This window comes from Streptococcus equinus ATCC 9812, assembly GCF_000187265.1.
GTDB classification, from domain to species: domain Bacteria; phylum Bacillota; class Bacilli; order Lactobacillales; family Streptococcaceae; genus Streptococcus; species Streptococcus equinus.
In genome coordinates this window covers 23124-44363 of record NZ_GL698431.1, presented here as the reverse complement: position 1 = coordinate 44363, position 21240 = coordinate 23124, and the positions used below count along the sequence as shown (strand labels likewise).

The window sequence follows — 21240 nt, the reverse complement described above, 5'->3', positions numbered from 1 at the left end:
TGAGATGAGCTATATTGATGAACTAGGAAAAAATGCTAAAATTGCTAGTCAAAGTTTGGTAAAACTTGGAGCAGCAGAAAAAAATGTAGTGCTAGGTCAAGTTGCGGAAGCATTATTAGCAGAGACTGATTTTATCTTGCAAGAAAATGCGTGTGACGTAGAAAAAGCAAGAGAAAATGGCATTTCCCCCGTTATGGTTGACCGTTTGAAACTAGATGCTAAACGCATCGAAGGTATTGTTGAGGGAGTTCGTCAAGTAGCTGATTTACAAGACCCGATTGGTCAAGTCGTTCGTGGATACACTAATCTTGATGGTCTTAAAATTGTGCAAAAGCGTGTGCCTCTTGGTGTGATTGCTATGATTTTTGAAAGTCGTCCAAATGTTTCAGTCGATGCTTTCAGCTTAGCTTTTAAAACAAGTAATGCCATTATTTTACGTGGTGGGCGCGATGCGATTCATTCAAATACTGCGCTTGTGACAGTTATTCGTAAGGCCCTTGCTAAAGCAGGTCTTAATGAAAATGTTGTTCAGCTTGTTGAGGATACAAGCCATGCGGTTGCTGAAGAATTGATGCAGGCTGTTGATTATGTCGATGTTCTTATCCCACGCGGAGGAGCTCGTCTTATTCAGACTGTCAAAGAAAAATCAAAAGTTCCTGTAATTGAGACGGGGGTTGGAAATGTCCATATTTATGTGGATGATTCGGCTGACCTAGATATGGCAACAAAAATTGTCATTAATGCCAAAACACAACGTCCAAGTGTTTGTAACGCAGCAGAAAGTTTGCTCGTTCATCAGTCAGTAGCTGATGCCTTCTTGCCAAAATTAGAAGAAGCTATTAACGTAGTTCATCCAGTTGAATTTCGAGCTGATGACAAAGCGTTAACTATTTTCAAAAATGCAGTAGCTGCAACAGCTGAAGATTATGCTACAGAATTTTTAGACTACATCATGTCTGTTAAAGTTGTTGATTCTCTTGATGACGCTATTAATTGGGTCAACAAATACACAACACATCACTCAGAAGCTATTATTACAAAAGATCTCGAACATGCTGAACGTTTCCAAGATGAGGTGGATGCAGCAGCGGTATACGTTAATGCTTCAACACGCTTTACAGATGGTTTTGTCTTTGGTTTAGGTGCAGAAATAGGTATTTCTACTCAGAAAATGCATGCGCGTGGACCAATGGGATTAGAGGCGTTGACAAGTACGAAATTTTACATTAACGGTAAAGGACAAATCAGAGAGTAATATCTTCTAAATACACCGAAAATCAAGTGCCATGCTAAGTGGGGCTTGGTTTTTCTTTTTATTCCCATCTTTTAAGGTAGAATCTTTTTATTTATGTTATAATGAAAGGTATGACAAAAGACTTTCATCATATAACAGTACTTCTACATGAGACCGTTGATATGCTTGATATTAAGCCAGATGGAATCTATGTAGATGCAACGCTTGGGGGAGCTGGACATAGTGAGTATCTCCTTTCTAAGCTTGGGCCGAATGGTCACCTTTACGCTTTTGACCAAGACCAAACGGCTATTGATAATGCACAAATTAGATTAAAAGATTATATTGAAAAAGGACAAGTCACTTTTATCAAGGACAATTTCCGTAATCTTGCTTCAAATTTAGCTATGCATGGAGTGACTGAGATTGACGGTATTTTATACGACCTTGGGGTGTCTAGTCCGCAGTTAGATGAGCGCGAACGTGGATTTTCATATAAGAAAGACGCACCGCTCGATATGCGTATGAATCGTGAGCAAGATTTGACAGCTTATGATGTGGTAAATACATACGACTACCATGATTTAGTGCGCATTTTTTACAAATACGGTGAGGACAAATTTTCTAAGCAAATTGCTCGCAAAATTGAGCAGGCTAGACAAGTTAAACCGATTGAAACAACAACTGAATTAGCAGAAATTATTAAATCAGCTAAGCCTGCTAAAGAACTTAAGAAAAAAGGTCATCCAGCTAAGCAGATTTTCCAAGCTATTCGAATCGAAGTTAATGACGAGCTTGGGGCAGCTGATGAGTCTATCCAACAAGCTATTGATTTATTAGTAGTGGATGGTCGCATTTCTGTGATTACCTTCCATTCTCTTGAAGATCGCTTGACAAAACAATTATTCAAAGAAGCGTCAACAGTTGAGGTTCCAAAAGGTTTGCCATTTATTCCAGATGACATGCAACCAAAACTTGCTTTAGTCAATCGCAAACCAATTTTGCCTAGTCAAGAAGAATTAGAAGCTAATAATCGTTCACATTCTGCCAAGCTACGTGTGGCTAGAAAGGTTCGTAAGTAATGACTGAAAAACACCGTAATGAAGCCATTGCTAATGCTTTAAAACGTCGTGTTCGAAAACTTTCGCGCGTTGAAAAAGCTTTTTATGGCTCAATTATCATAACGGCTATTACCATGGCTGTTAGTATTATTTATCTGCAAAGTCGAAATCTTCAAGTACAGCAGCAAATTACCGACTTAAATAGTCAAATCACTGAGGTACAGACAGATTATGACAACGCTAAACAAGAGGTCAATGAGCTTTCAAGCCGTGACCGTGTTGAGCAAATTGCACAGAATGCAGGCTTAACAAGTCAGCAAGATAATATTAAACAGGTGGAGTAGTCTATGAAAAAATTAATGAATCGTTTTTTAGACTATGTAGTGAAGGACAGACGCACACCCGATAAGAATCGCGAGCGTGTTGGTCAGAATCTTATGATTCTGGCAGTCTTCCTTTTCTTTGTGTTTATTATCAATTTTGCCATTATTGTTGGGACAGATACAAAATTTGGTCATAATTTATCAAGTGAAGCGTCAGATGTTTATCGGCAAACTGTGACTGTACAAGCAAAGCGTGGAACGATTTATGACCGAAACGGAGTCGCTCTTGCTGAAGATTCAACAACATATAGTGTTTATGCGATTATTTCAAAATCTTATGTTTCTTCAACAGGCGAAAAATTATATGTCAAAAAATCTCAATACGATAAAGTTGCTGAGATTTTAAATGCTCAAATTGGCATTGATAAGGACGAAGTCTTAAAACAATTAAATCAAAGTGGGCTTTTCCAAGTTTCTTTCGGGACTGCTGGTTCAGGACTTTCATATAGTACAAAATCTTCTATCGAATCAGCTATGAAAGAAGCAGGAATCAAGGGAATTGGCTTTGAATCAACACCAGGACGTATGTATCCAAATGGCATCTTTGCTTCTCAATTCTTAGGACTTGCTCAATTAAAAGAAAATAAAGATGGTAAAACATCAAGTCTTGTAGGTACTTCAGGACTTGAAGCATCACTAGATGATGTCCTTTCAGGGACTGACGGAAAAGTGACTTACCAAAAAGACAAAAATGGCAATTTGCTTCTTGGTACGGAAACGACTGTTAAAAGAGCTGTTGACGGAAAAGATGTTTATACAACACTTTCTGAACCATTGCAATCTTACCTTGAGTCACAAATGGATATTTTCCAAAATGATGCTCAAGGTAAATATGCCAGTGCGACAGTGGTTAATGCTAAGACAGGAGAAATCTTAGCAACGACACAACGTCCAACTTATAATGCACAGACAATGGAAGGTTATAATGAAGATAACCTAAAAACATGGAATACCCTTCTATATCAAGGTTATTATGAACCAGGGTCAACCATGAAAGTAATGACTCTTGCTTCAGCTATTGATGATGATGTCTTCACGCCAAATGAAGTGATTTCAACCATTAATGGTATTACAGTTGCTGATACAACCATCAATGACTGGAACGTCAATGAAGGTAATACTTCTGTTCAATATATGACGTATGCTCAAGGGTTTGCTTGGTCAAGTAACGTTGCTATGACAAGTCTTGAACAAAAAATGGGTAATGATAAATGGCTAAACTACTTGTCTAAGTTTAAGTTTGGTTACCCAACACGTTTTGGCATGGTCAATGAAGGTAGTGGCTTGTTACCATCAGACAATGAAGTAACCATTGCCATGAGTGCTTTCGGTCAAGGTATTGGTGTGACACAAGTTCAAATGCTTCGTGCCTTTTCTGCGATTTCTAATAAAGGGGTTATGCTTGAGCCGCAATTTATCAGCCAGATCTATGATCCAAATAACAATACAGCTCGTAAAGCTTCAGCAGAAATTGCTGGTAATCCTGTCTCAGAAGATGCTGCTGATCAAACCCTTGATTATATGGTAACGGTTGGTACAGATTCACAATTTGGTACCTTGTATGATAGCACTGAAGGAGCACCAGTTATCCAAGTTGGTGGTTACTCTGTTGCCGTCAAATCTGGTACAGCCCAAATTGCTGCGTCTGCTGAAGAAGGTGGTGGATACTTGACAGGTGATAACGACTACATCAACTCAGTAGTTGCCATGGTGCCGTCAGATGATCCTGACTTTATCATGTATGTCACTCTTCAACAACCAACAACAACTTTCAAACGTTCTTTCTGGAAAGATGTGGTTAACCCAGTTCTTGAACGTGCTATGATGATTAAAGATACTTTGACAAGTACAGCCGTGACTGGTACAGATACAGAAACCAAATACCAATTGAAAGATTATATCGGTAAAGCACCTGGTGATACAGCTCAAGAGCTTCGTAATAATCTTGTTCAACCTGTAGTTGTCGGTTCAGGTAATAAAATTAAGAAAATGTCTAAAAAAGTTGGAAGCAATCTTGCTCAAAACGAACAAGTCCTTCTTTGGACAGGAAATCTCAACACAATGCCTGATATGTATGGCTGGACAAAAGCAAATGTTAAACAATTTGCAAAATGGACTGGAATTAAAGTAATTTTCAAAGGTTCAGGAAGTAAAGTCATCAAGCAAAGTGTTGATTCTGAAAAAGATATTGACCATGTTAAAAAAATTAAAATTACTCTAGGAGACTAAACTAAAATGTTTTTAAGTTTAATTGCAGGTATTGTCGCCTTTGTTTTGACAGTATTTGCTATGCCGCATTTTATTCGTATCTATCAATTGAAAAAAATTGGTGGACAACAAATGCACGAGGACGTCAAACAGCATTTAGCTAAAGCTGGTACACCAACAATGGGAGGAACGGTTTTCTTAACAGTTGCTCTTCTTGTTAGCCTATTTTGTAGTTTCTTTATTGAACGACAAGCAGGGACTTCAATGAGTGCTACAGTAGGAATTCTGTTAGTTGTTTTGATTTATGGAATCATCGGATTTCTTGATGATTTTTTGAAAATCTTTAAACAAGTTAATGAAGGTTTGACACCTTGGCAAAAAATGAGCCTACAAATCATTGCTGGTTTGATTTTCTACTTTGTTCATGTTCGTCCAAGTGGGACAGATGATTTGAATGTTTTTGGTTTCGATATTCACCTTGGTGTATTTTATGTTCTCTTTGTTCTATTTTGGATTGTTGGTTTTTCAAATGCTGTTAACTTAACAGACGGTATTGATGGATTAGCTTCAATTTCAGTAGCAATTAGCTTGGCTGCTTATGGTGTGATTGCGATTGTCCAAAAACAATTTGATGTTCTTTTGATTATCGTTACTATGATTGGTGCTTTGTTTGGTTTCTTTATTTTCAACCACAAGCCAGCCAAAGTTTTCATGGGTGACGTGGGAAGTTTGTCACTAGGTGCTATGCTTGCAACAATCTCAATCGCCCTACGCCAAGAATGGACACTTCTTATTATTGGTTTTGTTTACGTTTTTGAAACAGCTTCAGTAATGCTTCAAGTGTCATACTTTAAGTATACGAAGAAAAAATATGGTGAAGGTCGTCGTATTTTCCGTATGACGCCATTCCACCACCATTTAGAGCTTGGCGGTTTGTCAGGAAAATCAGAAAAATGGTCTGAATGGAAAGTTGATGCATTCTTGTGGACTGTTGGAATTGTCGTAAGTGTTATTACTTTGATGATTTTATACTTCTTTTAAATAATGAGAGTTGGAAAAATCCAGCTCTCTTTTTTATTTAAAGCGCATAGTGCTTTGCTTTAATTGCCCTTTTAATGATATAATAGGAGGGAATGAAAAAATTCGGGTAGTCAATTTAGACTAGAATGAAACGATAAGTTAATGAAGAGAATTTTCAAGTTATACTTGATGAGATAAGAAATTGAGGTAAAACATGTCTTTTAATGATTTTAATTTTAAGCCCTACATCCGTGAGGCACTCGCAGAGCTTAAATTCAAAAATCCGACAGAAGTACAGCAAAAATTAATTCCTGTTGTACGTTCAGGTCGTGATTTGGTTGGTGAATCAAAAACAGGTTCAGGGAAAACACACACTTTCTTGCTTCCTATTTTTGAAAAATTAGATGAGAATAATAACAACGTTCAAGTTGTTATTACAGCGCCAAGCCGTGAATTGGCAACACAAATTTATCAAGCAACAAAACAAATTGCTGAAAAATCTGAGACAGAAATTCGTGTAGCAAATTATGTCGGTGGTACTGATAAACTTCGTCAAATTGAAAAACTAAAATCAGCTCAACCACACATCGTCATTGGTACACCTGGTCGTATCTACGATTTGGTAAAATCAGGCGACCTTGAAATCTACAAAGCTCACACTTTTGTCGTTGATGAAGCTGATATGACTCTTGATATGGGATTCCTTGATACGGTTGATAAAATCGCTGGTACTTTGCCAAAAGATGTCCAAATTTTGGTCTTCTCAGCAACGATTCCACAAAAACTTCAACCATTCTTGAAAAAATATTTGACAAATCCAGTCATGGAAAAAATCAAGACAACGACAGTTATCGCTGATACAATCGACAACTGGTTGGTATCAACTAAAGGTCGTGATAAAAATGCTCAAATCTTGGAAATCACTAAGGCTATTAATCCATATCTTGCTATGATTTTTGTTAACACTAAAGAGCGTGCTGACGAATTGCATAGCTACCTTGCTTCAAATGGTTTGAAAGTAGCTAAAATCCACGGTGACATTCCACCACGCGAACGTAAACGTACAATGAACCAAATCAAAAAATTGTCTTACGAATACATCGTTGCAACTGATTTGGCAGCGCGTGGGATTGATATTGAAGGGGTAAGTCATGTTATCAACGATGCGATTCCACAAGATTTGTCATTCTTTGTTCACCGTGTTGGGCGTACAGGTCGTAATGGATTAAACGGTATTGCCATCACACTTTACCAACCAAGTGATGATTCAGACATTCGGGAACTTGAAAAATTAGGCATTAAATTTGTACCGAAAATGCTTAAAAATGGTGAGTTCAAAGATACCTATGATCGTGATCGTCGTGCTAATCGTGAAAAATCATATCAAAAACTTGATACAGAAATGATTGGTTTGGTTAAGAAGAAAAAGAAAAAAATCAAACCAGGATACAAGAAAAAAATTCAATGGAAAGTTGAAGAAAAACGAAAACGTGAGCGCCGTGCAGCTAACCGTGCTAAAGGACGTGCTGAACGTAAAGCAAGAAAACAAACTTTCTAAAAAAATCCAAAAACTTGAGACATTGTCTCAAGTTTTTTTCATGTCAAGAATCCTGCTTATCACCTTGATAGTTTTTACCTATCAGTTCAATAAAAAATATGTATTAGGCAAGTTACATGAAATTTGATAGACTAGGAGGTGATTATTAGAAAAGAGGATGATGTGATGAAATTGAAGAGATTATTGACAACTGTAGTTTTTGCCTCAGTAGCTTTTATCTTGGCTGCTTGCTCAAATCAATCACAATCTGGTGGAAAAACAGTGGTGAAAATTGCGACTGACTCTGATACAGCACCGTTTACATTTAAGGAAAATGATAATTTTAAAGGATATGACATTGATGTTATCAATGCAATTTTTAAAGACTCAAAAGAATATAAAGTAGAATTTGTGACAACAGCTTTTGACTCTATTTTGACTGGGGTTGATGCTGATCGTTATCAAATTGCAGCAAATGATTTTAACTACAATGAAGAGCGTGCTAAGAAGTACCTTTTTTCAGACCCAATTTCACATTCCAATTACGCCATTACAAGTGCTGAAGGAACAAGATATGATAGCCTAGATGATCTATCTGGTAAAAAGACAGAAGTGATTTCTGGTTCAAACTACGCTCAAGTTTTGGAAAATTGGAATAAAGAAAATCCTGACAAAGAACCAATCAACATTAAATACGCGGCAAGCTCAACTGGATTGACAACTCGTATTCAACACATTGAAAATGGAACGATTGATTTTATTCTTTATGACGCCATTTCATCAAATTACCTTATTGAGGACCAAGGATTTAATTTGACAGTTACAAACGTCAAAGATTCAATCGGTGGAAAGAATGATGGTTTAGAATACCTCTTATTTGCCAATACAGATGAAGGCAAAGACTTACAAAAATTTGTCAATAAACGTATCAAAGAATTGAAAGCTGACGGTACTTTAACAGAATTGAGCCAAAACTATTTTGGCGGTGACTTTGTTTCAGGTATTGAGTGATAGAGTTTTTTGAATTTAAAAAGGAGCTTACATGTCTTTAAATACACTTGCGACTGGCTTATCTTGGTATGATAAGTTAGTTGAAAAAATTCCCGAAGGTCAGCTGTTTAGTTGGCGAGCGGTATTTGATGCTATACCTGATTTGATTGAACACTTGCCAACAACACTTGGCTTGACAATAGCAGGAGCTGTGTTTGGATTATTACTAGCTTTGTTATTTGCTATCGTGAAAATCAATCGAACAAAGGTTTTATATCCTATTCAAGCTGTCTTTGTCAGTTTTTTACGTGGTACCCCAATCTTAGTTCAGCTCATGCTGACTTATTATGGAATTCCGCTTTTCTTGAAATTCCTCAAATTGAAGTATGGCTTTGATTGGAATATCAATGCCATTCCAGCATCAGTATTTGCAGTGACAGCATTTGCTTTTAATGAAGCAGCTTATACGAGTGAGACTATTCGAGCAGCAATTCAAGCTGTGAACGTTGGAGAAATCGAAGCCGCTAAAAGCTTGGGTATGACTTCATTTCAGGTTTATCGACGTGTCATCATTCCAAATGCAGCAGTGATTGCTACTCCGACATTAATCAATAGTTTGATTGGTTTGACTAAAGGAACATCTCTAGCATTTAACGCAGGGATTGTTGAAATGTTTGCGCAGGCGCAGATTTTAGGTGGTTCAGATTATCGCTATTTTGAGCGTTACATCTCTGTAGCAATCGTTTATTGGGTGATTAGCATTCTCATTGAACAAATTGGACGTTTGATTGAAAAGAAAATGTCAATTGATACACCAGAGGTAAACCAAGATATTGTAACGGGAGACATTCGCTAATGATTAAAATTACAAATTTAACAAAAGCATTTTCAGGTCAGAAAGTTTTGGATGGCTTAAATGTTGACATTCAAAAAGGTGAAGTTCTTGCTCTGGTCGGTGCTTCAGGAGCTGGAAAATCAACATTTTTGCGCAGTTTGAATTACTTGGAAAAAGCTGATTATGGTAGCATCTCGATTGATGATTTTAAGGTTGATTTTCAGACTATTTCCAAAGAAGATGTTTTGGCACTTCGTCGAAAATTAGCTATGGTTTTTCAGCAGTTTAATCTTTTTGAACGTCGAACGGCTCTTGAAAATGTCAAAGAAGGCCTAAAAGTAGTTAAGAAGATTTCTGATGCTGAAGCCACTAAGATTGCTAAAGAAGAATTAGCAAAAGTTGGTTTGTCTGACCGCGAAAATTATTACCCAAAACATTTATCTGGGGGTCAAAAGCAGCGTGTGGCACTAGCGCGTGCACTTGCTATGAAACCTGATGTTCTCTTGCTTGATGAACCAACATCAGCACTTGACCCTGAATTGGTTGGAGAAGTTGAAAAATCAATTGCTGATGCAGCTAAAGCAGGTCAAACGATGATCCTAGTCAGCCATGACATGAATTTTGTTTATCAAGTTGCTGATAAAGTTCTCTTTTTAGATAAAGGACAAATTCTTGAAGCGGGTAGTCCAGAGGAAGTTTTTAAACATCCTAAAGAAGCAAGAACTAAAGAATTCTTTGCGAATTATTCAAAAACATATATTTAAGCACACAGATTTGATATAATATAAGCTGAAAGTTTTTTCAGCTTTTTTAGAGTAAAAAATAATGCTTATTACAGGGTGAGATATGTTTTTAGAAATTTTTGGTCTCTACATTCAGGGATTACTGTTATCAATCATCAGTGTTGTTTTAGCTGGTGTGATTTGGAATTTTTGGCGTGCTAATCGTAAATATGATAAAACAGCTAAAGAACGTCAAGCTTTTTTGTATGACATTTTGATGATATCTATTATGGTAATTCCAGTTCTTTCATTTGCCTTTATGGCTATTTTACTGATGTTCAAAGCATAATAATTGCGTTTTTGAGACTAGATTGATAGAATGGAAAAATAATCAATAAGACGAGGTAAAAGATACATGTACGATACATTAATTATTGGATCTGGTCCTGCTGGAATGACTGCAGGGCTTTATGCCGCGCGTGCCAATTTGAAAGTTGGTATTATCGAACAAGGTGCTCCTGGTGGGCAAATGAATAACACTTCAGAAATTGAAAACTACCCAGGATATGACCATATTTCTGGTCCTGAGTTATCAATGAAAATGCACGCACCACTTGAAAAATTTGGTGTTGAAAATATCTACGGTATCGTAAAAAGTATTGAGGATGCTGGCAAGATCAAACGTGTCATTACTGAGGATGCTACTTATGAAGCTAAGACAATTATTTTGGCTACTGGAGCTAAGAATCGTGCCCTCGGTGTAGCTGGTGAAGAAGAATTTACAAGCCGTGGTGTTTCATACTGTGCGGTCTGTGATGGTGCTTTCTTCCGCAATCAAGATTTGCTAGTTGTTGGTGGTGGTGACTCAGCGGTCGAAGAAGCTGGTTATTTGACACAATTTGCAAAATCAGTAACAATTATTCACCGTCGTGACGAATTGCGCGCACAAAAAATCTTGCAAGACCGTGCTTTTGCTAACGAAAAAATTAAATTTATCTGGGATTCAGTGGTCAAAGAAATCAAAGGAAATGACATCAAAGTTTCTGGTGTGACTGTTGAAAATGTTAAAACTGGTGAAATCAGTGAACATGAATTTGGTGGTATTTTCATCTACGTTGGAGTTGATCCAGTTTCTAAAATGGTTGAAAATCTAGGAATCACTGATGAAGCAGGCTGGGTCATTACTGATGACCATATGAAAACATCTATTCCTGGAATCTTTGCCGTTGGAGATGTTCGTAAGAAAGAACTTCGTCAAATTACAACAGCTGTAGGCGATGGTGCCATTGCTGGACAAGGTGTTTATCAATATATCGAAAATATGAAATAAGATAAGGTCCTGATATCACATCAGGACTTTTTATGTTTGGAAATTTTTCTGAAAAAGAGTAACTTTTTTCAAATCTTTGCGCAAAAACTCACAAAGTTTTAGCAAGCCTTGTCTTTTTGTGCTATAATATGGGGGATAATTAATCTTTTGACAGATACTATCAAGGGGCGTTAAGCCTAAATGATAAGACTAGTGTTGAGTCAATATTTTTAAAAAGGGGATACCACATGTATCAAGATGATAGTTTAACTCTCCACACAGATTTGTATCAAATTAACATGATGCAAGTTTATTTTGATAAAGGCATTCACAATAAAAATGCCGTATTTGAAGTCTATTTCCGTAAAGAACCATTTGAAAATGGTTACGCCGTCTTTGCTGGTTTGCAACGTATGGTTGAATACCTAAAAGACCTTCGTTTTACTGAAACAGATATTGCTTACTTGGAAGAATTAGGTTATCCAGCTGATTTTATTGCTTATTTGAAAGATTTCAAATTGGAATTGAGCATTCGTTCTGCTCAAGAAGGTGACTTGGTTTTTGCTAATGAACCAATTGTTCAAGTTGAAGGACCACTTGCTCAATGTCAATTGGTTGAAACAGCTTTGCTTAACATCGTAAACTTCCAAACATTGATTGCTACTAAGGCAGCTCGTATTCGCTCAGTTATTGACGATGAACCCTTGCTTGAATTTGGTAGTCGTCGTGCCCAAGAAATGGATGCAGCGATTTGGGGTACACGTGCAGCAGTTATTGGTGGTGCTAATGCTACTTCAAATGTTCGCGCAGGTAAAATGTTTGACATTCCAGTATCAGGAACACACGCCCACGCTCTTGTTCAAGCTTATGGTGACGACTATGATGCATTTATGGCTTATGCAGGAACTCATAAAGACTGCGTCTTCTTGGTTGATACTTACGACACACTTCGTTTAGGTGTACCTGCAGCCATTCGTGTTGCCAATGAACTTGGCGACAAGATTAACTTCCTAGGTGTTCGTATTGATTCAGGTGACATGGCTTACTTGTCTAAAAAAATCCGTGAACAATTGGATGCTGCTGGTTACCCAGATGCTAAAATTTATGCTTCAAACGATTTAGATGAAAATACTATCCTAAATCTTAAAATGCAAAAAGCTAAAATCGATGTTTGGGGTGTTGGTACAAAACTAATCACAGCTTACGATCAACCAGCTCTTGGTGCAGTTTACAAAATCGTCTCAATCGAAGACGAAAATGGTGTCATGCAAGATACTATCAAATTGTCAAATAACGCTGAAAAAGTATCTACACCAGGTAAAAAACAAGTTTGGCGTATTACTAGTCGTGAACGCAACAAAACTGAAGGTGACTACATCACTTTCACAGATACTGATGTTAACGAACTTGATGAAGTTTATATGTTCCATCCAACATACACTTACATCAATAAAACAGTGAAAGATTTTGAAGCTGTTCCTCTTCTTGTTGATATCTTTGATAAAGGTGAATTGGTTTATAACGTGCCAACACTTGCTGAAATTCAAGATTATGCTCGCAAAGAGTATGACAAACTTTGGGATGAGTACAAACGTCTTCTTAACCCACAAGATTATCCAGTTGATTTGTCACAAGAAGTTTGGCAAAACAAAATGGATCTTATCGACCGTATTCGTAAAGAAGCACAGCAAAAAGGAGAAGTTAAGTAATGACTTTACAAGAAAAAATTATTGCAGAATTGGGTGTTAAACCAAGTATTGACCCTAAAGAAGAAATTCGTGTATCTGTTGATTTCTTAAAAGATTACATGAAAAAACATTCTTTCCTTAAAAGTTATGTTCTTGGTATTTCAGGTGGACAAGATTCAAGCTTAGCAGGTCGTTTGGCACAAATCGCTGTAGAAGAATTGCGTGCTGAAACAGGAGACGATAGCTACAAATTTATCGCTGTACGCTTGCCATATGGTGTTCAAGCAGATGAAGACGATGCACAACGTGCTCTTCAATTTATCAAACCAGACGTTAGTATTGCTGTTAACATCAAAGAAGCTGTTGACGGACAAGTTCACGAACTTGAAAAAGCTGGTATTACTGTTTCTGATTTTAACAAAGGAAACATCAAAGCACGTCAACGTATGATTACGCAATATGCTGTTGCTGGAGAAAATAGTGGAGCTGTTATTGGTACTGACCACGCTGCAGAAAACATCACTGGATTCTTTACAAAATTTGGTGATGGTGGTGCTGACGTCGTCCCACTTTACCGCTTGAACAAACGTCAAGGAAAACAATTACTTGCTGAACTTGGTGCTGACCCAGCTATTTACGAAAAAATTCCTACAGCTGACTTGGAAGAAAATCGTCCTGGTATCGCAGATGAAGTGGCACTTGGTGTGACTTACAACGACATTGATGACTATCTTGAAGGTAAAACTGTTTCACCAGAAGCACAATCAAAAATCGAAAATTGGTGGAATAAAACAGAACACAAACGTCATTTACCAATTACTGTATTTGATGATTTCTGGAAATAATATGTAAAAAGAGACCCGTTAGGGTCTCTTTTTAAAGCCAAAAATTATTGGTATTAAGTGTCAGGAGATGTCAGCTGATATCACTGAAAAATGTCAAAAGAGTTTACGCACTTTTTGAAAATTTCAAAAAGTATTAAAAATTCTGATAAAACCTCTTGCATTCTCTTTTATAAGCGCTATAATGGATATTAGTTAAGTAGGCTTAAGTCAGAAAAAATAACATAAATGTGAAGCTTACGGATATTTAGGAGGAAATATGTCAGAATTATCATCAATATTTACTGATAAGCTATTTACTGATTATGAAGCTAATAGCAAATTACGTGCTGTTGAAAATGCTGTAACTCACAATGGTTTGTTAAAATCACTTGAAACTCGTCAAAGTGAAATGGAAAATGACCATGCTTTTTCAATTGATTTAACAAAAGATAAAGTTGCTAACCAAAAAGCATCAGGTCGTTGCTGGATGTTTGCAGCTCTTAACACTTTCCGTCATAAAATGATTTCAGACCTTAACTTGGAAAACTTTGAGCTTTCTCAAGCACACACATTTTTCTGGGATAAATACGAAAAATCAAATTGGTTCTTAGAACAAGTGATTGCGACTGCTGACCAAGAACTTGGTAGCCGTAAAGTGAAATTCTTACTTGATGTTCCACAACAAGACGGTGGTCAATGGGACATGGTTGTTGCACTTTTTGAAAAATACGGTGTTGTACCAAAAGCAGCATACCCAGAATCAATTTCATCAAGCAATAGCCGTGAATTGAATCAATACCTTAACAAACTATTGCGTCAAGATGCTCAAATTTTGCGTGAAGCTATTGCAGCAGGTGCAGATGAAAAAGCTGTTCAAGCTAAAAAAGAAGAGCTTCTTCAAGAAGTCTTCAATTTCTTAGCTATCAATTTAGGTTTGCCACCACGTACTTTTGATTTTGCTTACCGTGATAAAGATAACAATTTCCACTCAGATAAAAATATCACACCACAAGAATTCTTCAAAAAATATGTTGGTCTAGAACTTTCAGAATATGTTTCAGTTATCAATGCACCAACAGCTGACAAACCTTTTGGTAAATCATATACAGTTGAAATGCTTGGTAACGTTGTTGGTAGCCGTGACGTTCGCTACATCAACCTTGATATGGAACGTTTCAAAGAATTGGCTATCGCTCAAATGCAAGCTGGTGAAACAGTTTGGTTTGGTTCTGATGTTGGTCAAATTTCAGACCGTCAAAAAGGTATCATGGCAACAAATGTTTATGATTTTGATACTGCAATGGATATCAATTTCACACAAGACAAAGCTGGACGTCTTGATTACAGCGAAAGCTTGATGACACATGCTATGGTTCTTACAGGTGTTGACTTGGATGAAAACGGCAAATCTCTTAAATGGAAAGTCGAAAATTCATGGGGAGATAAAGTTGGTAATAAAGGTTACTTTGTTGCTTCTGATGCTTGGATGGATGAATTCACATATCAAATCGTGGTACGTAAAGAATTCTTGACGGCAGAAGAACGTGCAGCTTATGAAGCTGAACCAGTCGTTCTTGCACCATGGGATCCAATGGGAGCACTTGCAGGTAAATAAAACAAAAAGTATCAGTAGTTTTAGCTATTGATACTTTTTTAGAGATAAGAAAACTCCTCTGATTATTCAGAGGAGTTTTTAATTTAAGGACTAGTTACTAGTTTCAGTGCTGCTTGAGTCAGCGTTATTTTCTGTAGCTGTTTCTATTTCAGAAGTTTGACTTTCTTCTGATGAAGAACTTTCTTCTGATGAAGAACTTTCTTCTGATGAAGAACTTTCTTCACTAGATGATTGGCTAGATGAAGATTCTTCTGAAGAGCTTGAACCGTAGATGTTGCTGTAGACTGAAGTTGATGATGGTGAGTAAGTGTATTTGCTTGAGCCACTTAGGTAAGCATAGCCACCACTTGTGTGAACACCTTTTGGAACTTCAAAGTCTTCGCTACCACTACCATATTGTTCATTAAGATAGCTTTGCATAGCTTTGTAGACATCAGCTGCAACATTCAAACCATTTCCGTAGATTGGCGTCATGCGGTTTTTATAACCTGTCCAAACGGCCATTGAATATTGAGAAGTGTAACCAACAAACATTTCATCAGGTGCCATTGTACCAACAACACTGTTGTAAATACCAGTTGATTCTTCGATTTCAGCGAGTTCGTCGTCTGAGTAGTTTGAAGTACCAGTCTTACCAGCTTGGTAAACACCCGAGATAGCAGCTTCGGTACCAGTACCGTAAGTTAGTACTGTTTTAAGCATTGATGTCATCAAATATGCTGTTGTTTCTTTCATTGCACGGCTACCAGATGTATCAAATGTTTTGCTTGTACCGTTGTTGAATTCAACTTTGTTGACATATTGAGGTTCATAATAAATTCCTCCGTTAGCGAATGCGGCATAAGCAGAAGCCATTTTTTCGCTGCTTGCTCCGTATTTCTCATCGGAATCACTTGTTGAACTTGAGATAGCATTTGAGTAGTAAAGTTGTGGGTAATAAATACCAAGTCCTTCCAAGAATGATTTAGCTTTGTTTAAACCAACAGCTTCGAGTGTCTTAACAGCAGGAACGTTACGTGATTGTTGGATAGCTGTTTGGATTGTCATATTACCATAGTATTGGCGATCCCAGTTATAAATTTGGGTAGAAGTACCAGGCCAATAAGCTTTACTATCGCTAGTAATGTCAGAAGTACTTGTATAAACACCGTGTTCAATGGCTGGAGCATAATCAGTGATAGGTTTCATTGTAGAACCCCAGTCGCGGTCTGTAAGAACTGCTTGGTTAGTTCCGAGTGAAACAGTTGTGTCTTGATTACGTGAACCAAGTTGGGCGATAACTTTACCTGTTTGAACATCAACGATTGTTGAGGCAACTTGTAAATCAGAGTCAGGATATGTTACGTAATAGTCTGTGTTGTAGACATTCCATAGATATTTTTGAACATCAGTATCTACGTTTGTGTAAACTTTTAGACCAGCTGAGTAGATGTCTTGACCTGTCTTATCGCTAACTTCTTGGATGACTTCTTTAATGTAGTTATCAAGGTAAGGTTCGTAGCTTGTAGACTCTGTAAGAGTTTGTAGACCATCTGTAACCGGTGTAGCAACAGCAGTATCATATTCAGATTTAGTGATGTTACCATCTTCGTACATTTCAGAAAGAACTGTGTCACGACGGTTTTGTGCAGCTTCTGGATTTGTGTAAGGGTCGTATTGACTAGGAGCTTGAGGGATACCTGCAAGTAAGGCCAATTGAGCGATAGACAAATCTTTCAAGTCTTTACCGTAGTATGACTTAGCTGCTGTTAGCATTCCGTAGTTACCATTACCCATGTACACTTTATTGATGTAGAAAGTTAAAATTTCTTCTTTAGTGTATTTACGTTCCATTTGGAGTGCAAGCCAAGCTTCTTGAGCTTTACGTTTCAAAGTTTGGTCTGATTCACTTGTTGAGAAGTAAGCCAATTTGATTAGCTGTTGGTCAAGTGTTGATCCACCTTGAGTGCTCGAACTTGTAAAGTTATTTAACGCAGCACCTAGAATACGGTAAACATCGATACCACGGTGCTTGAAGAAACGTTTATCTTCGATTGATGTAACGGCATTAACCAAGTTTAGTGGAATACTGTTTGCTGAGACGCTTTCGCGTTTTTCAGAACCTAAGTCAGCGATTAGTGAGCCGTTAGAATCATAAATCAAACTTGAGTTGGTAGATGATAGTTTGCTAGCTGTTAGCTTAGGAGTGCTGCTAACATAAAAAGCAAAAACTAATCCACCAATGACAAAACCAGCAATAACTAATGACATTATAGTGATTAAGGCATATCTAAGTACCTTAATAGCTGTCTTGTTGGATGTGGGTTTATTTGATCGTCTGTGTTTTGTTGTTTTCTTTTTAATTGTGATCACCGCCTAAAATTTTTTGATCGATAATATCTAAATAAGGAACCTGAGGGAGTGAACTTGTCGTCACCATATATCCATTTTTTCTGATATAATCAAGTGGCATGGATTTGGTTCCGAGATTGATTTGGTAAAAGTCCACTAAAGCACTAGCAGGTAAATAATAAGTTTCCTTAATTGTTGAAAAATGAAGTAATACAAAGCAAATCCCATCTTGCTTTAGGACATGTTCCATGTGCTCAATCTGGTGGGCATGAAAATTTTTAAGTGGCATGGATGTCTTTTGCCGAGTTTCTTTAGCTTCAAAGTCAATATAGCGACCTTTATAAACGCCAGAATAATCGGTTGTTGATGCTTGACGAAAGTAAGCTTCTACAATTTTTGCACGGCTTCTTTTAGGATAATTAACTTTTACAATTTGAATTGGAGTTGGTTTTTTGTGAATAACAGCAATATCACGAGATAAGTAGTAATTATTAGTTTCATTGATTGCTGCTTCAAAACTCATCCCACGGTTAGCAAAATTAATTGTTGATTTTTTTACCTTTTTAGAAGCTGGGGCTGCTTGTTTTCGAATAATATGATGTGGATAATTAACCATAAAACTCCTAACATTCATGCTTAAGTCAATATAAGCACTACTATTATAACATATTTTTAGAAAGGAAACAGAATATGACTGCAATTCTCGTTACAGGCTACAAGAGTTTTGAGCTTGGCATTTTTCAAGAAAAAGACGAGCGAATTAAGGTTATCAAAAAAGCAATTAAACATGATTTTATTCGATACTTTGATGAAGGTGTCGACTGGTTGATTTTTATGGGAAATCTTGGATTTGAATATTGGGCATTGCAGGTTGCAAAAGAGTTGCAAGAGGAGTATGATTTTAGTATTGCTACAATTTTTACATTTGAAAATCATGGGTATAACTGGAATGAAGCTAATCAGATGAAACTCAGCGAGTTTAAGCAAGTTGATTTTGTGAAGTATTCTTATCCAGATTACGAAAATCCAAGTCAATTTAGAAATTACAACCAATTTCTGGTTGATAATACAGATGGTGCATATCTTTTTTATGATTCAGAAAATGAAACGAATTTAAAATATTTACTTCATGTAATGCAAGAAAAGTCAGATTATCCTATCCAATATCTGACTTTTGATCGCCTTAATGAATTTCTTGAAGATTGGTAATAAATTTTTAATATGAATTAAAAGTAAATGCTTGATTTTTCACTAAATTTTCTGTAACATATATCTTGATATGACGATGTCATATTCTAAGGTTAACTAGAATAGTTTTGTTTGGAGAGAGATAGAATGGCAAGTATTATTTATAGTCCAAAGGACATTTTTGAACAAGAGTTCAAAACTAGCATGCGTGGTTATGATAAACAAGAAGTAGACGAGTTTCTTGATGATGTTATCAAAGATTATGAAAGTTATATTTCACAAGTTCAAGAACTACGTACTGAAAATGAAAAATTGAAACAACAACTGGCTGCTAAACCTAAAGTGCCATCAGCTCCATTTGTCGCACCGCAAGCGGATCATGCGCATGTGGCTCAAACGGCAACTAACTTTGATATTTTGAAACGTATCAGCCGTTTGGAAAAAGAAGTATTCGGTAAACAAATTACTGAATCATAATTACTATTTAAGTACTAACTTTGTATGTGTCTTATCTTCATTTGAAGGTAAGGATGATAAATTGCAATTTTTGGATAATCGCGTGGTACCTTACGTACCATGAGGAAAGTCCATGCTAGCACTGGCTGTGATGCCGGTAGTGTTTGTGCTAGGTGAATTAATAAGCCTAGGGACATCTTTTTGATGTTACGGCGAGTGAAAAAGCTAAGTCTTTTGATATGCTTGAATAGCTCTGAAAAGTGCCACAGTGACGTAGTTCTTGGGAAAACCCGAGAAGTGGAACGCGGTAAACCCCTCAAGCTAGCAACCCAAACTTTGGTAGGGGCACGGGATAGTAGGAAACGAACGATTTATCCTGACTGGAAACAGTAGACAGATGATTATCGAAGGAGATAAGGCCTAGTTATCTCTGGAACAAAACATGGCTTATAGAAAATTGCATATAGGTATCTAGCTAGCTTAGGCTAGCTTTTATTTTTGCTGTATTTTAATACTAAATCATCAATTGTTTTGGTATTTTAAAATTAATTAAATTTTGCTAGCTTAAAGCTGGTAAAACGTGTTAAACTTATAGATAAGTATTTGATGAAATAGGAATGTGTGAATGAAAAAAACATTTAATTTAGTAGCGACAGCAGCCGCTGGACTTGAAGCAGTTGTTGGACGTGAAATCCGTGATTTAGGGATTGATTGTCATGTTGAAAATGGTAAAGTACGTTTTCAAGGTGATGTTAGAACCATTGCTGTGACAAACCTTTGGTTGCGTGCCGCTGACCGTGTCAAAATTATTGTTGGAGAATTTCCAGCACGCACTTTTGAAGAACTTTTCCAAGGTGTTTATAAACTTGATTGGGAAAATTATTTGCCACTTGGAGCAAAATTTCCAATCTCAAAAGCAAAATGTGTCAAATCAAAATTGCATAATGAGCCAAGCGTTCAAGCAATTAGTAAAAAAGCAGTTGTTAAAAAACTTCAAAAGGTTTATCACCGTCCTGATGGTGTTCCATTGCAGGAAAATGGTGCTGAATTCAAAATTGAAGTCTCTATTTTAAAAGATAAAGCAACTGTCATGATTAATACAACAGGTGCTAGTCTTTTCAAACGCGGTTATCGTGTTGAAAAAGGTGGTGCTCCGATTAAAGAAAATATGGCAGCAGCTATTATTGAGTTGTCAAATTGGTATCCTGATAAACCGTTGATTGATCCAACTTGCGGTTCAGGAACATTCTGTATTGAAGCTGCTTTAATCGGGATGAATATCGCTCCAGGGTTTAACCGTGATTTTGCTTTTGAAGAGTGGAATTGGGTGGATGCTGATCTGATTCAGCAAGTTCGCGATGAAGCTGAAGAAAAAGCTAATTATGACGTTGAACTTGATATTTCAGGATTTGATATTGATGGGCGCATGGTTGAAATTGCTAAGAAAAATGCTGAAGAAGCGGGACTTTCTGATGTTGTCAAATTTAAACAAATGCGTCTTCAAGACTTGAAAACTGATAAAATCAACGGTGTTATCGTTTCTAACCCTCCTTATGGTGAACGATTGCTTGATGACAAAGCTGTCGACATCCTGTATAATGAGATGGGTCAGACATTTGCACCACTTAAAACGTGGAGTAAATTTATTCTGACTAGCGACGAACAGTTTGAACGAAAATACGGGTCACAAGCTGATAAAAAACGTAAATTGTACAATGGTACTTTGAGAGTTGATTTGTATCAATTTTACGGTGAACGTGTTAAACGATCTGCTATCGCGCAAGCAAAAGAAAAGTAAGGAATGTAGCGCTTAACAGCTTAGTTAGGCAGTTGAGATTT

At 36.9% G+C, this 21240-nt stretch carries 19 protein-coding genes and 1 other RNA gene; 18 read left to right on the top strand and 2 right to left on the bottom strand.

Annotated features, from left to right (window positions below; genetic code table 11):
• Positions 1 to 4 precede the first annotated feature (4 nt).
• The 14 genes from HMPREF0819_RS07145 (at position 5) to pepC (ending at position 15426) form a co-directional block, all read left to right on the top strand.
• Positions 5 to 1255: a glutamate-5-semialdehyde dehydrogenase gene (locus HMPREF0819_RS07145; protein ID WP_003067390.1), complete on the top strand. Its 1251-nt coding sequence runs from the start codon at positions 5 to 7 to the stop codon at positions 1253 to 1255.
• 110 nt (positions 1256 to 1365) lie between these two features.
• Entirely contained in the window at positions 1366 to 2316 is a 951-nt protein-coding gene (gene rsmH / locus HMPREF0819_RS07140) for a 16S rRNA (cytosine(1402)-N(4))-methyltransferase RsmH (protein WP_044023459.1), read from the top strand.
• Entirely contained in the window at positions 2316 to 2639 is a 324-nt protein-coding gene (gene ftsL, locus HMPREF0819_RS07135) for a cell division protein FtsL (protein WP_003067386.1), read from the top strand. Before rsmH ends, ftsL begins: the two co-directional genes overlap by 1 nt.
• 3 nt (positions 2640 to 2642) lie before the next feature.
• A complete protein-coding gene (pbp2x, locus tag HMPREF0819_RS07130; protein WP_003067384.1) occupies positions 2643 to 4907 on the top strand; it encodes a penicillin-binding protein PBP2X in 2265 nt (754 codons plus the stop codon).
• A gap of 6 nt (positions 4908 to 4913) precedes the next feature.
• Positions 4914 to 5927, top strand: a complete 1014-nt coding sequence (gene mraY / locus HMPREF0819_RS07125) for a phospho-N-acetylmuramoyl-pentapeptide-transferase (RefSeq protein WP_003067382.1) — start codon at positions 4914 to 4916, stop codon at positions 5925 to 5927.
• 193 nt (positions 5928 to 6120) lie between these two features.
• Positions 6121 to 7464 carry a DEAD/DEAH box helicase gene (locus HMPREF0819_RS07120; protein WP_003067380.1) on the top strand — a complete coding sequence of 448 codons (1344 nt, stop codon included), beginning with the start codon at positions 6121 to 6123 and terminating at the stop codon, positions 7462 to 7464.
• A gap of 165 nt (positions 7465 to 7629) precedes the next feature.
• Positions 7630 to 8454, top strand: coding sequence for a transporter substrate-binding domain-containing protein (locus HMPREF0819_RS07115; RefSeq protein ID WP_044023446.1), 825 nt, complete (start codon positions 7630 to 7632; stop codon positions 8452 to 8454).
• Positions 8455 to 8485: 31 nt separating this feature from the next.
• Positions 8486 to 9289, top strand: coding sequence for an amino acid ABC transporter permease (locus HMPREF0819_RS07110; protein ID WP_003067376.1), 804 nt, complete (start codon positions 8486 to 8488; stop codon positions 9287 to 9289).
• The gene (locus HMPREF0819_RS07105; protein WP_003067374.1) at positions 9289 to 10032 is read left to right on the top strand and encodes an amino acid ABC transporter ATP-binding protein; all 744 of its coding nucleotides are present in this window, start codon (positions 9289 to 9291) and stop codon (positions 10030 to 10032) included. Before HMPREF0819_RS07110 ends, HMPREF0819_RS07105 begins: the two co-directional genes overlap by 1 nt.
• An 82-nt stretch (positions 10033 to 10114) precedes the next feature.
• On the top strand, positions 10115 to 10339 hold the full coding sequence (locus HMPREF0819_RS07100) for a DUF4059 family protein (protein WP_003067372.1): 225 nt from the start codon (positions 10115 to 10117) through the stop codon (positions 10337 to 10339).
• Between the two features lie 66 nt (positions 10340 to 10405).
• Positions 10406 to 11320, top strand: a complete 915-nt coding sequence (gene trxB / locus HMPREF0819_RS07095; RefSeq protein WP_003067371.1) for a thioredoxin-disulfide reductase — start codon at positions 10406 to 10408, stop codon at positions 11318 to 11320.
• Between the two features lie 227 nt (positions 11321 to 11547).
• On the top strand, positions 11548 to 13008 hold the full coding sequence (locus tag HMPREF0819_RS07090) for a nicotinate phosphoribosyltransferase (RefSeq protein WP_003067370.1): 1461 nt from the start codon (positions 11548 to 11550) through the stop codon (positions 13006 to 13008).
• Positions 13008 to 13832 carry an ammonia-dependent NAD(+) synthetase gene (gene nadE / locus HMPREF0819_RS07085; RefSeq protein ID WP_003067367.1) on the top strand — a complete coding sequence of 275 codons (825 nt, stop codon included), beginning with the start codon at positions 13008 to 13010 and terminating at the stop codon, positions 13830 to 13832. The genes HMPREF0819_RS07090 and nadE overlap by 1 nt, the downstream gene beginning before the upstream one ends.
• A 256-nt stretch (positions 13833 to 14088) precedes the next feature.
• Positions 14089 to 15426, top strand: coding sequence for an aminopeptidase C (gene pepC / locus HMPREF0819_RS07080; RefSeq protein WP_003067365.1), 1338 nt, complete (start codon positions 14089 to 14091; stop codon positions 15424 to 15426).
• A 90-nt stretch (positions 15427 to 15516) separates the two neighbouring features.
• On the opposite strand, the gene pbp1a is transcribed toward pepC, so the two are convergent.
• Positions 15517 to 17778, bottom strand: a complete 2262-nt coding sequence (pbp1a, locus tag HMPREF0819_RS07075; RefSeq protein ID WP_003067363.1) for a penicillin-binding protein PBP1A — start codon at positions 17776 to 17778, stop codon at positions 15517 to 15519.
• Positions 17765 to 18373: a Holliday junction resolvase RecU gene (gene recU / locus HMPREF0819_RS07070; RefSeq protein WP_044023445.1), complete on the bottom strand. Its 609-nt coding sequence runs from the start codon at positions 18371 to 18373 to the stop codon at positions 17765 to 17767. Before recU ends, pbp1a begins: the two co-directional genes overlap by 14 nt.
• A 74-nt stretch (positions 18374 to 18447) precedes the next feature.
• On the opposite strand from recU, the gene HMPREF0819_RS07065 reads away from it, so the two are divergent.
• From HMPREF0819_RS07065 to HMPREF0819_RS07055, 4 genes are all read left to right on the top strand, one after another.
• A complete protein-coding gene (locus tag HMPREF0819_RS07065; protein WP_003067360.1) occupies positions 18448 to 18966 on the top strand; it encodes an SLOG family protein in 519 nt (172 codons plus the stop codon).
• Positions 18967 to 19092: 126 nt separating this feature from the next.
• On the top strand, positions 19093 to 19422 hold the full coding sequence (gene gpsB / locus HMPREF0819_RS07060; RefSeq protein ID WP_003067358.1) for a cell division regulator GpsB: 330 nt from the start codon (positions 19093 to 19095) through the stop codon (positions 19420 to 19422).
• 66 nt (positions 19423 to 19488) lie between these two features.
• An RNA gene (gene rnpB, locus HMPREF0819_RS08795) (RNase P RNA component class B) lies at positions 19489 to 19856 on the top strand.
• Between the two features lie 170 nt (positions 19857 to 20026).
• Positions 20027 to 21199: a THUMP domain-containing class I SAM-dependent RNA methyltransferase gene (locus HMPREF0819_RS07055; RefSeq protein WP_003067355.1), complete on the top strand. Its 1173-nt coding sequence runs from the start codon at positions 20027 to 20029 to the stop codon at positions 21197 to 21199.
• The last annotated feature ends 41 nt before the right edge of the window (positions 21200 to 21240 follow it).

What these genes read in the sequence shown, in the direction of transcription:
- HMPREF0819_RS07145 (WP_003067390.1), top strand. Translation starts at nt 5, where the DNA reads ATGAGCTATATTGATGAACTAGGAAAAAATGCTAAAATTGCTAGTCAA.
- rsmH (WP_044023459.1), top strand. Translation starts at nt 1,366, where the DNA reads ATGACAAAAGACTTTCATCATATAACAGTACTTCTACATGAGACCGTT.
- ftsL (WP_003067386.1), top strand. Translation starts at nt 2,316, where the DNA reads ATGACTGAAAAACACCGTAATGAAGCCATTGCTAATGCTTTAAAACGT.
- pbp2x (WP_003067384.1), top strand. Translation starts at nt 2,643, where the DNA reads ATGAAAAAATTAATGAATCGTTTTTTAGACTATGTAGTGAAGGACAGA.
- mraY (WP_003067382.1), top strand. Translation starts at nt 4,914, where the DNA reads ATGTTTTTAAGTTTAATTGCAGGTATTGTCGCCTTTGTTTTGACAGTA.
- HMPREF0819_RS07120 (WP_003067380.1), top strand. Translation starts at nt 6,121, where the DNA reads ATGTCTTTTAATGATTTTAATTTTAAGCCCTACATCCGTGAGGCACTC.
- HMPREF0819_RS07115 (WP_044023446.1), top strand. Translation starts at nt 7,630, where the DNA reads ATGAAATTGAAGAGATTATTGACAACTGTAGTTTTTGCCTCAGTAGCT.
- HMPREF0819_RS07110 (WP_003067376.1), top strand. Translation starts at nt 8,486, where the DNA reads ATGTCTTTAAATACACTTGCGACTGGCTTATCTTGGTATGATAAGTTA.
- HMPREF0819_RS07105 (WP_003067374.1), top strand. Translation starts at nt 9,289, where the DNA reads ATGATTAAAATTACAAATTTAACAAAAGCATTTTCAGGTCAGAAAGTT.
- HMPREF0819_RS07100 (WP_003067372.1), top strand. Translation starts at nt 10,115, where the DNA reads ATGTTTTTAGAAATTTTTGGTCTCTACATTCAGGGATTACTGTTATCA.
- trxB (WP_003067371.1), top strand. Translation starts at nt 10,406, where the DNA reads ATGTACGATACATTAATTATTGGATCTGGTCCTGCTGGAATGACTGCA.
- HMPREF0819_RS07090 (WP_003067370.1), top strand. Translation starts at nt 11,548, where the DNA reads ATGTATCAAGATGATAGTTTAACTCTCCACACAGATTTGTATCAAATT.
- nadE (WP_003067367.1), top strand. Translation starts at nt 13,008, where the DNA reads ATGACTTTACAAGAAAAAATTATTGCAGAATTGGGTGTTAAACCAAGT.
- pepC (WP_003067365.1), top strand. Translation starts at nt 14,089, where the DNA reads ATGTCAGAATTATCATCAATATTTACTGATAAGCTATTTACTGATTAT.
- recU (WP_044023445.1), bottom strand. Translation starts at nt 18,373, where the DNA reads ATGGTTAATTATCCACATCATATTATTCGAAAACAAGCAGCCCCAGCT.
- HMPREF0819_RS07065 (WP_003067360.1), top strand. Translation starts at nt 18,448, where the DNA reads ATGACTGCAATTCTCGTTACAGGCTACAAGAGTTTTGAGCTTGGCATT.
- gpsB (WP_003067358.1), top strand. Translation starts at nt 19,093, where the DNA reads ATGGCAAGTATTATTTATAGTCCAAAGGACATTTTTGAACAAGAGTTC.
- HMPREF0819_RS07055 (WP_003067355.1), top strand. Translation starts at nt 20,027, where the DNA reads ATGAAAAAAACATTTAATTTAGTAGCGACAGCAGCCGCTGGACTTGAA.